Source organism: Klebsiella sp. 141203 (assembly GCF_032601985.1).
Classification (GTDB): Bacteria; Pseudomonadota; Gammaproteobacteria; order Enterobacterales; family Enterobacteriaceae; genus Klebsiella; species Klebsiella aerogenes.
In genome coordinates, this window is sequence record NZ_JAQIRL010000001.1 from 294,323 (window position 1) to 308,179 (window position 13,857).

The 13,857-nt window shown below is 53.6% G+C and carries 12 protein-coding genes; all 12 read right to left on the minus strand.

Annotated features, from left to right (window positions below; genetic code table 11):
• Positions 1-11: 11 nt before the first annotated feature.
• Positions 12-404, minus strand: coding sequence for a DUF4150 domain-containing protein (locus tag PGR29_RS01505; RefSeq protein WP_015366584.1), 393 nt, complete (start codon positions 402-404; stop codon positions 12-14).
• Positions 405-414: 10 nt separating this feature from the next.
• A complete protein-coding gene (locus PGR29_RS01510; RefSeq protein ID WP_316423913.1) occupies positions 415-1,020 on the minus strand; it encodes a DUF3540 domain-containing protein in 606 nt (201 codons plus the stop codon).
• Positions 1,021-1,031: 11 nt separating this feature from the next.
• Positions 1,032-2,102, minus strand: a complete 1,071-nt coding sequence (locus tag PGR29_RS01515) for a pentapeptide repeat-containing protein (RefSeq protein ID WP_316423914.1) — start codon at positions 2,100-2,102, stop codon at positions 1,032-1,034.
• On the minus strand, positions 2,099-4,639 hold the full coding sequence (locus PGR29_RS01520) for a DUF2169 family type VI secretion system accessory protein (RefSeq protein WP_316423916.1): 2,541 nt from the start codon (positions 4,637-4,639) through the stop codon (positions 2,099-2,101). Before PGR29_RS01520 ends, PGR29_RS01515 begins: the two co-directional genes overlap by 4 nt.
• Positions 4,640-4,704: 65 nt before the next feature.
• Positions 4,705-5,085: a DUF3592 domain-containing protein gene (locus PGR29_RS01525; protein ID WP_316423917.1), complete on the minus strand. Its 381-nt coding sequence runs from the start codon at positions 5,083-5,085 to the stop codon at positions 4,705-4,707.
• 33 nt (positions 5,086-5,118) lie between these two features.
• On the minus strand, positions 5,119-5,496 hold the full coding sequence (locus PGR29_RS01530; RefSeq protein WP_316423918.1) for a hypothetical protein: 378 nt from the start codon (positions 5,494-5,496) through the stop codon (positions 5,119-5,121).
• Positions 5,497-6,220: 724 nt separating this feature from the next.
• On the minus strand, positions 6,221-6,595 hold the full coding sequence (locus PGR29_RS01535; protein ID WP_045382186.1) for a DUF3592 domain-containing protein: 375 nt from the start codon (positions 6,593-6,595) through the stop codon (positions 6,221-6,223).
• Positions 6,596-6,603: 8 nt separating this feature from the next.
• Positions 6,604-8,877 (minus strand): type VI secretion system Vgr family protein, encoded by a 2,274-nt coding sequence (locus PGR29_RS01540; protein WP_316423919.1) that lies wholly within the window; start codon positions 8,875-8,877, stop codon positions 6,604-6,606.
• Positions 8,878-8,915: 38 nt separating this feature from the next.
• Complete coding sequence (locus PGR29_RS01545) at positions 8,916-9,290, minus strand: DUF3592 domain-containing protein (protein ID WP_045394304.1); 375 nt, start codon at positions 9,288-9,290, stop codon at positions 8,916-8,918.
• A complete protein-coding gene (locus tag PGR29_RS01550; RefSeq protein WP_020078763.1) occupies positions 9,287-9,676 on the minus strand; it encodes a hypothetical protein in 390 nt (129 codons plus the stop codon). Before PGR29_RS01550 ends, PGR29_RS01545 begins: the two co-directional genes overlap by 4 nt.
• Before the next feature lie 94 nt (positions 9,677-9,770).
• Positions 9,771-11,195, minus strand: a complete 1,425-nt coding sequence (locus PGR29_RS01555; RefSeq protein WP_316423920.1) for a serine/threonine protein kinase — start codon at positions 11,193-11,195, stop codon at positions 9,771-9,773.
• A 24-nt stretch (positions 11,196-11,219) separates the two neighbouring features.
• On the minus strand, positions 11,220-13,832 hold the full coding sequence (gene tssH, locus PGR29_RS01560) for a type VI secretion system ATPase TssH (RefSeq protein WP_271032537.1): 2,613 nt from the start codon (positions 13,830-13,832) through the stop codon (positions 11,220-11,222).
• Positions 13,833-13,857: the final 25 nt, after the last annotated feature.

Genomic DNA, 13,857 nt, shown 5'->3' on the forward strand with positions numbered 1-13,857 from the left:
TAGCCGACAGCTTACGGCGCCAGCATCAATACCTTGAACTGGCTGGGTACGATGCGCATACCGACCGCATTTGTCGAATTTTGCAGGCTAACGCTGGTTAGACGCGTCGCCGGCGTGCCTTTCAGCAGCACGGTAAATGCGCCGGTCAGATGACGCGACGGCCCCATCACCGTACCTGACGCCACCCCGGTCGCCACGCCGGGGTTATCGCCGTTGGTGAGCGGCGTCACCGTCGCCATATTGTGCGCGGGCATGCCCATAAACAGAATATTGAGCGCGTTAGGGATCGCCGTCGGCCCCAGCGCGATGTCCGGATAGGGAATCGGCGTTGGCGCCGGCATCGGCGTCAGACAGACGTCGGGGAAGGCTAAATCGACACCGAATAGCTGGCAGTTAGCAAACATGATTAGCTCCTTAGCCCATGTGGATCTGTTCTGAATCGACTTTGGTGATCGCTTTTGAGGTGATAACCGTATTGTGCGCATGCAGGCGGGCGTAATCTTCCGCTTTCATATCCAACTGCCCAGCGCGAACCTGCTCGGTCTGCCGGGTAGTGCGCAGCAGATTGTGGCTAATTTGCGTCACCGTTTGCCAGACCGATTCGGCACGTTTGCCTACAATACGTGACAGCGTCACCCATGCCGAGAGCTTATCGCCGCTGTAGTTCATCTCGCTGATATGGCAGTCCCCCTGCGCGGCATTGACGCACAGGCGCTGACCGCTGAGGCTGAGTTCTCCCTGACTTTGAATATGCAGGTCACCCGGTACGCTGAGCTCCGCCTGGCGGCTTTCATCACGCTCCAGCACCGCTAACAGCCAGATCTGGTTGTCCACGCTGCTGATGAGTACGCGATCCCCAGCCCGCGGCGCGATCAGACAACTGACCGCTCGCCGACAGTGCCAGCCGCGCCCTTCGCTCTCGACGGTCACGCTACCGTCGGCAAAGCAATGGGTCACCGTGCCGGAAGCCTGCGCCGGCGGCATCACCGCCTGGGCCAGTTTGTGATTAATGGTTGTCATCTGTTGTCTCCTTAACAACGGCTGTGGCGCTGGGCGCTCCACGCCTCAGCGGCTAATAACTCTTCATCGTATTCCAGGATCCCCTGGCGGCCGGTAAACAGCGCTTCGTCCTGGCGGGCGCGATGCAGCCGGGTGCGGGAAAAGGTCGCACCGCGCAGATCCGCCTGGCGCAGGTCGGCGGCGGAAAAATCGCTCCACGTCAGATCGCAGAGCGCGAATCGCGCCCCGGCGGCCTGAACCCGCTGTAAAACGCTCTGGAACAACCTGCTCTGGCTAAAGTCGGCCTGCTCCAGTATCGCGCCGACAAATATCGCCTGGTCGAACAGGCTGCCGCGACACTGGGCGCCGCGCAGATCGGCCTCCATAAACAGCGCCTGGCTGGCGTTCACCTGATTGAGCTCTGCTTCACGCAATGACGCGCCTTTGAAATTGCACTGGGTTAGCTGGGCGCCGTTAAACTTCGCGCCGTCCAGCGGACAATCGGTGAACTGGCAGCCGGTAAAACCCTGCCTTGAATAGTCTTTGCCGCGCTGATCGCACTGGAAAAACACCAGCCGGTCGCACTGCATTCCGTCCAGCGCGGTGTCCCGCAAATCGATATGGTAAAAGGTGGTCAACAGACCGCGGCTTTGCGCAAAGCTGGCGTGAGTCAGATCAGCCTCATAAAACACGCTGCGTTCCAGCGTTGAACCGCGAAAACGGCTCCTGCTCATCTGGCAACGCATAAACTGGCTGCTTTGCAGCGTCGTCGCCGAGAAATCGCTCTCTTGTAGGTCGCACTGATTAAACACGCAACTATCAAGCGTGGTTTCGGCGGCCTGAAGATGGACCATTTCACACTGATTGAAGGTCGTCTGCTTAAGTTGGGCGCCTTGCAGCTGCAGGTTCTGCAGCTGGCACTCGGTAAACAGGGTTTCATGCAGATTGGCATTTTGCAGATTAGCGCCGCGTAGCGACACCTCCTGAAACAGTCCGCCGGAAAGATCGCAGCCCTGCAGGTTGATACCATCCAGCGATATTTCATTGAGTGGCTCGCCGTTTTTGATGCGCTGAACGATCTCCTCCGGGCTCAGTATCGTCATATCACTACTCCATCGCGCTTCGGCAAGATTTTAATGCGTTTGGTCCATGCGCCGTCCAGCCGCGTGGTTTTACTGGTAAAGGATTGTGAAAGATCGGCGCGGAACAGATTGGCGCCTTCGAAATTGGCTCCGGCAAGCTGGCTTTTTTGCAGCAGCGCGCCCATCAGGTTGGCGTCGGTAAAATCGGCCTCGCGAAAATCGGTGCGAACAAACAGACTGCCGACCAGATTCGCGCGCACAAAGCTGGCATCACGGCAATCGGCCTCACTCAGATCGCTGTTTTCGATTTTTGCCAGCCCAAAGCGCGCGCCCTGTAATGGCGTCTGGCGCAAATTGCTCTGCTGCAGCGTCGCGTGGCTGAAGTCGGCGCCGATAAGTGAGCATTCCGAAACCGCAGCGCTGGCTAGCCATGTTGCAGCGCTAAAATCAGCGCGCTCCGCTATGGTCTGCACCAGCGAACAGCTTTCCAGCGTCGCCTGATGGAAAATGGCATGCTCCAGTTCAGATTGTAAAAACGAGCATTTGTGCAGCCGCGCGTGGCTGAAATCAGGTTGTGCCAGCGTCAGTTCCATAAAGACGCAGCCATCCAGCTCGGCGCGCTGAAAACGGCAGTCAATCAGGCTGATTTCCCGAAGGATCAGCGTTTTTAGCGTCGCGTTATCGAAAATGCATTGCGCAAACAGCGCGTTCTGTAGCTGACTATCTTCAAAGCGAGCGCCGGTGAAGTCGCTTTGATGGCACTCCGCCAGTACCAGGCTGGCGCCGCTAAAATCACAGTTACGCAGCGACGAATGCTGTAGCTCCGTTCTGGCCAGCACGGCCCCCTGAAAAGAGGCGTTATCCAGCTGACAGTGGCTGAGGTCCGCGCATTCCAGTAACGCCTTTTCAAAATTGGCGCCGCGAAAATCCATGCCGGAAAAATCAACGCCGGTCAGATCCATCCCGCTAAAATTGCCGCCCTGCGCCATGGTACGCTCGGCGCGTTGGCGCAGGATCATCGCCAGATCGCCCTTCAGCCGGACCGCCGGCGGCTGATGCTGTACCGCGGCCCGGTACATCTGATGTAGCGCCTCGCGCGTTTGCGCGCGCTTTTTCTCGCTCAATTCCTGCTGGTGCTGATGCAGCATCTCCTGCATCCGGTGCATGGATTCGGGGCCGCGCGGTTGGTTTTCATCGTTATTCAACTGCGGATAGTGCGCCTCCATCTCACGCTTGCGCTGTTGTGCATCATTCTCCATTTCCTGCGCCTGACGCTCCATGTCGGCGATAAACTCCGGCAGGTCTTCAAGCTTAGGCAACGTGGGCTCGTCGATATCCGCCAACAGGCTATCGATATCACCGCCGCTGGCTTCGATGGCGGCGCGGTGCTGTTCACGCAGCAGACGAGCGCGGTTTTTCATATTCTCCTGCTGCGGACTCGGCGACTGTTCAATTTCATTGTCGATCCACGGGCCGATGGTCTCTTCCGGTATGAGATCCTTTTCGCGAAAGGAGAAGAGCGCGCCCTTCTCTTTATCCATTCGCTGGGCCAGTACCTTGCGATAGTGATTAAGCGAACGGGCGGCACCCTCTTTTTCCAGCGCCGGGATCAGCTGCAGGACGTCGGCGGCATCGTCTTCATTGATACGAATGTGCCCCTGCCAGATAAGCATCATCTGTTCCCGATGGGGAAAGAACCATACCGTGGTGGCGCGTAAGGCAATTTCTTCGAATAGCGTTTCATCCGCGCGCTGGCGATGAATAAAACAGCGAGCCTGCCACGGCGGCAACTGGCCCTCCTGCATTGATTTCTCAGGATGCATATTCCAGATCCGCCATTTCGCCCCTGGCGGCAAGGTATCCCGATCCTCCCACCATTGATCCGAACTGGCGGCGTTAAAGACTTTCCAGTCAATATCGCGGGCAAAACCGGGAAACTCCTGTTGTAGCCAACTGGCATCATATTTTTTGCCCATTCGGCTAAAGCGCCGCGGCCACTGAATATCCAACGGGCCAAAACTTGCCGGCTGCGGTTTCTGCTGCGGCGAGCTTACTCTTCCCTCCAGTGGTTCAATATTCGGCAGAGGATGATGCTCGCGCCCCTGCTGTTTTACCGGCGCGACACCAAGACCGTGCGGGTTGTCGGCATAATCACCGCCGCCAAAGGCGCGGCTCCAGTCGAGGCGCATTTCGCTGAACGGCTGCGGTCGGGTCATACGTTGCCCCGTCCACTCGCGATCGCCGAACACCACCAACGACTTACTCAGTTTGTCGATATCGATGCGCGCCACGCAGGCGCTTTTTTCCTGCTGATGATGGGTATAGGCAAAACCGGTGGCAAGAAATTCGGCGCGGACTTTAGGGATGGCCATATCCACCACGCCGCCGCTGGTTTGCAGTTCGTCGGCGGCAAGCTGCCACAGTTCCATCTCGGGGCGCAGCTGCGGGTTTGGCCCCATATCCGCCAACGCCAGCACCGAAACGCCAAGATAATTTTTGCCCTGCCAGCGGAATGGCCGGTTCAGTACGCTCAGACGTAAGGGTTTAATGATTTTCATAGGAGGTCTTTGTACGTTGCTGAGTAATCAGTGAAATGAGACTCGTGCATGGGAAAATAGCGGGATTACAAAAAAAGCGGCCTGTCGTATAGCGCAATTCTCTGCGGGTTCGCCGGATCGTATTTAATCGTTGTGCCATTACCCGGCTTAAAACGTTCAATGTCGCTGAAATTCAGGGTGTGATTCAGGCTAGCCTGGACTTCCACCTGCTCGCGGGTCTTAAATTTAAAGGTGAGACGATAGACCGGTTTACTTCCGCTCCAGGCGCTGGTCTGGTGTGCGGCAATGATATCCGCGTTGACCGCAATCCCTGATTGCAGGACCTCACTGTGGGTGAAAATATCCTTTAAATACGGATAAACATCCTGATAAAGAAAGCGGGCCATGGGATAGACACCAAACACCAGGGCAATCAACCCCATGACGACAAAAAAGAGTATATCCATCGTGACAAGCCTTATTTGCTCATGGCTTACAATTTAATAATTGACAGCAATAACCGCGATCTTTACAGGCGTGTGATTACTGTACTTTACTGATAATAACATTCCTTTCTTTAATTTATGAATGTCATTAGGTCTCACAATGCCTTTCGCAATGTATTTTTTCACAGAACCGTTTATGTTTGCACTAAAATAGAAATCATAAATATAATCATTGCCGTATTTTGTTTCTGTCTGACGCCATGATTCTACCGGGACCTGGATTGTTTGACCGGACCACTTATCTCTCGACAACCAGTTTTTAATTGCTGAGACTTCAGTTTTATTCGGTTTGAATGCAGCAAATGATATACCTAATGCTATGATTGTCATCACAATGCCAAAGATAAAAGATGGTTCCGTGATAACATTCATAGGGTTGCATCCGTGCTATTAACAAAAACCATCATCGATAGCTTACTCCATATCTCCAATTAGACATATTGTGAGTATTTCTAAGTGGCCATATGAATGACCACAGACATAGTAAGTCCAGCCGACTATTTATTCATAATCCACATCCATAACAGCCATTCGTTTTGGCGGAACGCCCTCATGCTTTATAGTTAATTGAAGCCCCGGCTTTAATTTTTTGGGATTTCTGAAGCACGTACTACGGCGGCAGCATTATACTGTTTTGTCGTACCCTCAATGTTCGCATCAAAGGTAAATACAAAATAATAATCGAAATTATTGGTCGCGTTAGTTTGACGCCAACTTACCAGAGATGCGTTTTTGATCTCACCGGACCAGCGCTCACGGCTTAACCAGTTCTTTATTTCAGTGAGGTCTCCCCCTTGTCCTTTGATGCCACGTAACTAACTGAATATCAAGAAAAAACTAAATAAAACGGATGCTATTATAATTAATAATGAGTGTTGGTAAATGAAGTTCAATGTTGGCTCTGTTATTATCAATCAAATATGGACAGTGCGAATATCAGGTTCTCGATTGAGTATTCTAATCCCTGTATCATAAATCATGGTTGTGCTTCACAGTGATTTACTGTGTTATACATCTAAGTAATCACTGACACTTAGAGAACCGACTCTAAGTGTCCACCAATAACCTTATATGTTGTATTGAATTCTGAAATGCATTACTTACGTCTTAGATTGGGTTTAGGGATAGTCAGGATGTATTTATGAGGTTCTTTTTTCGAATAACTCAACGGTATCTTTTCCCCGGGCTGAAAATCATTTATTTTCATTGCATCAATAACGGTATCAGCCTCTCCCTCTAATGTTGTACCATTCTCGATAACATAATTGAACTTAACTGTAATGTTAATAAACCCTGAGTTACCACCTGAGCGACTACGAACACCAGTAATAGTTCCCAGAACACTTACACCATCCGTCTGAATGCCTTCTTTCAATTTCTTATTTTTGAAATCGCGAATGAGAAGAGACGCAAAAATATAAATAAAAAGAATTACAACAGCTAATACGATTAGGTTTGTGACAATTCTCATATATCCCTCTAAATAAACATAAACACTGCAGCCGCATGCAGACTCATAGCAAGCGAATCAAATTCCACACCAGCCACGCGGGTTTTTATACCGTTATCAAAATGTATAGTAACAGGGTTATTTTCTAATTTCATCCCTGTCAATCCGAAACTTAATGGGGTCAGCGATATGCTGAGGCCTTTCATATCAATACCTGTACCTGTTAATCCCAACGATATACCTACATAACTTTCCTGGTGACCATGTGCATTGGTGACCCAGTATGGTGTATCAAGGTTAACTTCGGTGTCGCTGTGTATGGTGATTTTATTTGGTGAGGTGATTAAAACTTCACCGCCGGTGACGGTTTGTGTCCATTTGCCGTTAATCGTTGTATTAACGTCACCTGTAATTTCTGTATGTTGTCCTCCTGAATTGACTATCAAGCGATCGCCATTTTTTATTTCCGCGTTCCTGCCCCCGGCATTTATAAAAAGCTCCTGCTTACCCGTAACGATCGTAGTGGATTGATCACCTTTGTCTATTTTGGTTTTCTGAGTACCGGTAATATTATTAATTTCCCCACCAGCAGAGATGGTCAGTTCTCGGCCTTCTTTAATATTTATAATTTCTGTTTTATTGAGGTTTATTTGTTCAACGTCATCAACTGTAGTTGTTCTTTTCTTCTGATAATGAAAGGATGAATCACCAACGACAGTATCGCTTTGCTCTTTACCTATTGTGGTAGTACGGCAACCATCAATATTGACATGTTTATCATTCTCTACCGAGATCTTCATATCTTTCTCTGAATGCATCTCGACGGATTCATTGCCCGGATTATCTTCGAAGAACAAGAAACTGCTGTTATCAATATTCCCATCCTTACTCCGCGTCATAAATCCCATCCGGGTGGCGTCGCCGGGGAGATCCCATGGCGGCATGCTGGCTTCATTATACACACGTCCGGTGACGATCGGGCGGTCAGGATCGCCGTTGATAAAATCAATGACCACTTCATCGCCGACGCGGGGAATTTGCACGCCGCCAAAGCCCTGGCCTGCCCAGGCGCTCGACACGCGAACCCAGCAGGAGCTGGTATCATCGCCTTTGGCATGGCGGTCCCAGTGAAACTTCACTTTGATGCGGCCATACCTGTCGGTCCAGATGCTTTCCCCTTCAGGCCCGACAACTTTCGCCGTCTGCGGGCCATAGGTGCGCGGCCAGTCGGTTACCTGCGCCGGGCGATAGACTACCGAAGAGGGGATCACTCTAAAATGGATTTGGTGCGAGATGTCGCTATTACCGCCGCTGGCGTAGCTGTTCTCTTCAAAATAGTAATCTGCGGCAGTCGTCAAATATTCGCCGTTATCGCTAAAGAATGGCGCATTGGTTAGGGTAAATGTTGCGCCGGGAGCGATGCCTACCGCGGTGGCGGACGCCTGGATCTGCTGATGTTCTACCTGCCAGCGCTCCTGGCGGATACGGGCGTAGAATTCACCGTGTCCGTGATCGACAAACCGCCCCGGCCAGTCGTACACGTCGATACTGCCCGGCGAGGGCGATGCCGGGTTCTGCCGCGCCTGAAACAGCCAGGCGTTAGGTTTACGGAAATCATAGTCATCGAGGCTGTAAATCCCCGGCGTCACGCTATCTTCCAGCGCCCACTGACCGATCCCCTCTTCAGTGGTAATACCGCCCGATGCCGTCTGGTGGTAGGGAATGGTTTCATAGCCGCTTACCGGTTGATGCTGGGTGGCTGAATCGGTCAGAACCATCGTATGTTTACCCGCCTCGTGGCGGAAATGGTAGGCAATCCCCTCCAGCTCCATCAGGCGGCTGATAAAGGCGAAACTACTTTCCTGATACTGGACGCAGTAATCCCAGACGCGGTAACTGCCGTTCAGCTTATCCTCAACGTTGACCTGGTATTCACTCAGCAACGTATTGATGATCTGCGGTACCGTCTGCCCCTGGAATATACGCAGGTTGCGGTCGCGTTTCATCGGCCATAAGTCGGGTTCAACGGTCAGTTGGTAAGCGGCGTAGCGGATACCGCTCAGTTCAACGGCGCTGACCGCCACGCGGGTAATTTTACCGTTGAAATAACGCGAACTCAGCGCGTTTTGCGTCGGGATGGTCACGGTGACCGGCTGGCCAAGCAGCTTGCTGCGATCCAGACGCGCATCGCTGCCAAGCAGCGTTAAGCTGAGCTCGAACATTTCCGACATGGCTTCATGTCCGCTGAGTTTCCAGAAAAGCAGCCCCTCAACGGGGAGCTGAACGGTGATCCTGTTAGACATAATATTATTCCATTCAGGGGGATACAGTTTGTGCAGCGCTAGCTGCGCGTTAACAGTGGGTTCGGCAGATCGACCAGCACCTGTTGCGGGTCAAGGCGCAAGTAGCGTAACGGAATCGGCTTTCCCGGTTGAAAGTTTTGGATACGCGTAATATCAATAACGATATCCCGCTGACCGGTCAGCAATTCACCTTTTTCGTTAACGTAATTAAAATCGACGCTAATATTAATAAACCCGGAATTACCGCCCGAGCGGCTTCTCACATTTGTGATGGTGCCAGACACCGCAACGCCATCATTGTGGATAGCCGCTTTGATTTTTTTATTTTTCGCATCGCGAATCAGTAATGACGCAAAAATATAAATAAACAGTAGGACCACGGCCAGAACGATTACGTTAGTAAAAATATTCATCTTCCACTCGTCAGTTTTGGCTTATCGTTAATATCTCTTACAAACACAATGGCGTTATCTTTTGGCTCGAGTTTTGCCTCATAAGTCACTCCGACCTGCCAGGCATCGAGGGTAATTAGCAAAACCGTTTCCTGGTGCTTTTCCACAAGCCACGTTTTTCCATTATTTAAATCCTGTACCCGCAGATCCATATCAATGACAGGATTGTTGTTGATAAATAATCCGGTTTGCCGCATTGCGAGTATCGTAACCTGGATATCGTTCCCGTTTTCGATAATCCGCTGCTCTCGCCGTTGCGAGTTTTTTACTATGCGGTTGGCAAGGTAAAAGCCGATGAAAATAATAACAAACGTCAATACTGCGTTGATAATCCAGCCTGGGGTCATTAAACACTCCTTGTTGATCAGTGATATCTCGCTAAATGATTATCCCACCCGCCGTGCATTGCTGGCGGGTGGATTTCGCTCTCAATTGCGCCATCTAGCTCGATGGATTAATAAGCCAGGTTCCCGGTTTGGCGATCTCCAGCGTCTGCTCGCGGGTTTGTCCATTACCCTGCAGGATAATTTCATAATGTCCCGGCGCCAGTTTCAGCGAGGCGAAGCCGTTTGTGGCCGGTTGCGTATTATGAGGTTCGCCATTGAGTTTAAGCTTTTCCCCTTCCCGCATGCGCACGTAAACCTGAGCAACAGGCGCCGCCGCGGCGGCAGGTTTGCTCTCTTGAACGGCAACGGGCGGAGCGGTCTGCGCGTTAGCGGTCTGCGTTGTTACCGGCGGCGTAACCGCCGCTGGCGGCTGGGTGCTGGCGCTCTGTGCTGGTTGCGCCTCGCTGCCGCCGCCGCTGAACAGCATACCGCCGGCAATAATGCCGACCAGTACGCCTGCGGCGACCATCCCCGGAACCTTATAGCGCCGCCAGTCTGTCACGGCCGGCGCCTGTTCTTCCTCTTCGACCAGCGCCAGCATGGTGCCGGTTTTTTTGACCGACAAGACGTCATCGATACTGGACACCGGCATTTCAATCAGCTCGGCAAACGCGTCGATTGACTGGGGACGATCTTCCACCCGCAGCGCCAGAGCTTTATCGACCGCCTGTAGCAGCGGCAGCGAGTAACCCGCCGGCTTCAGTTCCGCCAGCGGCTGATAGTTGTCCTGAATACTCCGCACCACGCTCACCGGCGGCGGTGAACCCACGATCAGCGTATGCAGCACCGCGCCGACGGCATAAATATCGGTCCAGGCGCCCTGTTCGCTGTCATTATCGTCGGTATACTGCTCGATAGGCGCATAACCCGGGCGCAGCATGGTTTCGGTTTCGTCGGAGAGATTACCGATGGTCCGGCGCGCCGAACCGAAATCGAGTAGCACCGGCAGTCCGTTATCCTGGATCTGGATATTTTCCGGTGAGATATCACGGTGCAAATATCCGGCGTCGTGAATGGTTTTAATGGCGCCGAATAGCATCGGCAGCATCCGGCGGATCCATGCCTCATCGATGAGGTTTGGCTGCTGTTCGCGCAGCCGGCTCAAGGTGGTGCCGCTATAAAACAGCGTGCCCATATAGGCGGTGTCGTTCTGAACCCAAAAGCGCAGCACGTGCAGCAAGTTAGGATGATTAAAGCGCGCCAGCAGCCGCGCCTCCTGGATAAAGCTATTTAATCCGGCGGAGAACGCTTTGCTGAAGCGCTCGCTACGCAGTACCAGGGTCATATCTTCGTTACGTACCGCCAGCGACGAAGGCATAAACTCTTTAATCGCGATGGTACGTTCCAGCTGATGGTCCCAGGCGCGATACACAATGCCGAAACCGCCGCCGCCAATCACTTCCTTTATTTCAAATTCGTTAAAACGATACCCGACCGGCAGCGCGTTCAGGACAGTCCGATTGTTTTCGTGATCCGTCATCTTAAGACTCACTTTCTGATGGTGTTACGCGGCAAACTGACAATGAAACTCGCCTTGCGCATAGCTGATGCGCAGTTGCGTAAACTGCTCATCGTTACGGTTGGCGGTTAACAGAATTTGGCTCATCTGCGGCAGCAGCGTGTTGGTCAGAATCGCATCGACCATACGCCCGCCGGATTCCACTTCGGTACAACGTTGAACCACCTGCTCGACGACGCTGTCGTCAATCTCGCAGACAATGTTGTGATTGTCCTGCAGACGGCGCTGAATACGCGCCAGCTGCAGGCGCACGATTTGCCCCAGCATCGCATCGCTCAGCGGGTAGTACGGCACCACCAGCAGGCGGCCGAGCAGCGCTGGCGGGAAGACCTGTAACAGCGGCTGACGCAGCGCGCCGCTCAGCGCTTCCGGCTCGGGTATCAGATCCGGGTCGGCACACATAGCGCTAATCAGCTCGGTACCGACGTTAGACGTTAAAATAATGATTGTATTGCGGAAATCGATATGGCGGCCTTCACCGTCTTCCATCCAGCCTTTATCAAACACCTGGAAAAAGATTTCGTGCACGTCCGGATGCGCCTTCTCGATTTCATCCAGCAGCACCACGCTATACGGGCGGCGACGCACCGCTTCAGTCAGCACCCCTCCTTCGCCGTAACCCACGTAACCCGGCGGCGCGCCCTTCAGGGTCGAGACGGTATGCGCCTCCTGGAACTCACTCATGTTGATGGTGATAACGTTCTGTTCGCCGCCGTACAGCGCTTCCGCCAGCGCCAGCGCGGTTTCGGTCTTACCTACGCCGGATGGCCCGCAAAGCATAAAGACCCCGACCGGCTTATTGGGATCGTCGAGCCGCGCGCGTGAAGTGCGCACACGTTTGGCGATCAGATCCAGACCGTGGCGTTGGCCAATCACTCGCTGGTTGAGCGTGTCGGCCAGGCTCAGTACGGCGTCAATTTCATTTTTGACCATCCGCCCCAGCGGAATGCCGGTCCAGTCAGCGACCACCGCCGCCACTACGTTCTCATCTACCGCCGCGAACAGCAGCGGCATCTCACCCTGCAGGGTTTTTAGCGCCAGCTGTTTTTCATTAAGCGTCTGGCGCAGCGCCGGCTGGGCGTCGTCATCAGCCTCCTGCAATTGCGCGCGCAACGCGATGACTTCATCAACCAACGCGCGTTCCTGCTCCCAGCGACGACTCAAGGTATCGCGTTCGGTTTCCTGCTGCTGACGCGCCTGCTTGAGTTGCTCAATGCGCTGAGCATCGCCAATCGCCACCCGGCTCTCGCGTTGGGCAATCTCCAGTTCCACATCCAGGGCGGCAATGCGCTGCAGGCAATCTTCCAACTGCGGCGGCGGCGCGCTTTGGCTGACGGCGACGCGGGCGCAGGCGGTATCCAGCAACGCGACCGCTTTATCCGGCAACTGCCGCGCGGGAATATAACGATGCGACAGCTTCACCGCCGCGTTGACTGCTTCATCAAGCAGCAGCACCCGATGGTGTTTCTCCAGCGGCGATACGGTACTGCGCAGCATCAGCAACGCTTTCTCTTCATCCGGCTCGTGGATTTGCACCGTCTGAAAACGGCGGGTCAACGCCGGATCTTTTTCAATATATTTTTTGTACTCCGCCCAAGTGGTCGCGCCGATGGTACGTAGCTGTCCGCGCGCCAGCGCCGGCTTCAGCAGGTTCGCCGCATCGCCGGTGCCCTGCTGGCCGCCTGCGCCTATTAGAGTGTGGATCTCGTCGATAAACAGCACGATCGGCGTCGGACTGGATTGCACTTCGTTAATTAACGCCTGAAGACGGGCTTCAAATTCGCCTTTCATGCCCGCACCGGCCTGCAGCATGCCGATGTCCAGCAGCCACAGCTCAATATTACGCAACGGCTGCGGGACATCGCCTGCGGCGATCCGCCGCGCCAGCCCTTCCACTACCGCGGTTTTACCGACGCCGGCTTCCCCGGTCAGCAGCGGGTTGTTCTGCCTGCGCCGCATCAGGATATCCACCATCTGGCGGATCTCTTCATCGCGGCCAACCACCGGATCGATCTTGCCCTCCTGCGCCCGCAGCGTCAGGTTCTGTCCGTACTGGGCCAGCGTACCCTGCGCCGTCGGCGTCGCGCCCGTATTGGCCGTCTCCACCGCCGCCTGCTGGCTCTCTTTACTGGCGGCCAGCAGCGTCTCAAAGCTCTCGCTCAAGGCATCGACATTGATTTTGCTAAACTGCGGCGAAATGCCTTTCAGAACGTTAGCCAGATTCCAGGTTTTCAGCAGCCCTATTAACAAATGGCCGCCGCGGATGCGGTTGACGCCATATTTCAGCGAGCCATAAACCCACGCGCGTTCGACGGCGCTATCGATATGCTCAGAAAGGTCGGAGACCGAGCTGGCGCCGCGCGGCAGCGCATCCAGGGCCGCGATGATATCGCGGGTCAGCGCCTGCTCATCAAGGGCGAAATGGCGGATAATGTGTTGCAGGTCGCCGTCCTGCTGCTGCATCAGCTGATGCAGCCAGTGCACCAGCTCAACGTAAGGGTTGCCGCGCAGTTTACAAAAGGCGGTTGCGCTTTCCAGCGAGGTAAACAACAGCGTATCCAGTTTGCCGAAGAGTACGGCACGGCTGATTTCTGACATGTTCGGTTCCATTGATAACATTAAT

Excerpts from the sequence above, each read along its gene's own strand:
- PGR29_RS01505 (WP_015366584.1), bottom strand. The coding sequence starts at position 404 with ATGTTTGCTAACTGCCAGCTATTCGGTGTCGATTTAGCCTTCCCCGAC.
- PGR29_RS01510 (WP_316423913.1), bottom strand. The coding sequence starts at position 1,020 with ATGACAACCATTAATCACAAACTGGCCCAGGCGGTGATGCCGCCGGCG.
- PGR29_RS01515 (WP_316423914.1), bottom strand. The coding sequence starts at position 2,102 with ATGACGATACTGAGCCCGGAGGAGATCGTTCAGCGCATCAAAAACGGC.
- PGR29_RS01520 (WP_316423916.1), bottom strand. The coding sequence starts at position 4,639 with ATGAAAATCATTAAACCCTTACGTCTGAGCGTACTGAACCGGCCATTC.
- PGR29_RS01525 (WP_316423917.1), bottom strand. The coding sequence starts at position 5,085 with ATGGATATACTCTTTTTTGTCGTCATGGGGTTGATTGCCCTGGTGTTT.
- PGR29_RS01530 (WP_316423918.1), bottom strand. The coding sequence starts at position 5,496 with ATGAATGTTATCACGGAACCATCTTTTATCTTTGGCATTGTGATGACA.
- PGR29_RS01535 (WP_045382186.1), bottom strand. The coding sequence starts at position 6,595 with ATGAGAATTGTCACAAACCTAATCGTATTAGCTGTTGTAATTCTTTTT.
- PGR29_RS01540 (WP_316423919.1), bottom strand. The coding sequence starts at position 8,877 with ATGTCTAACAGGATCACCGTTCAGCTCCCCGTTGAGGGGCTGCTTTTC.
- PGR29_RS01545 (WP_045394304.1), bottom strand. The coding sequence starts at position 9,290 with ATGAATATTTTTACTAACGTAATCGTTCTGGCCGTGGTCCTACTGTTT.
- PGR29_RS01550 (WP_020078763.1), bottom strand. The coding sequence starts at position 9,676 with ATGACCCCAGGCTGGATTATCAACGCAGTATTGACGTTTGTTATTATT.
- PGR29_RS01555 (WP_316423920.1), bottom strand. The coding sequence starts at position 11,195 with ATGACGGATCACGAAAACAATCGGACTGTCCTGAACGCGCTGCCGGTC.
- tssH (WP_271032537.1), bottom strand. The coding sequence starts at position 13,832 with ATGTCAGAAATCAGCCGTGCCGTACTCTTCGGCAAACTGGATACGCTG.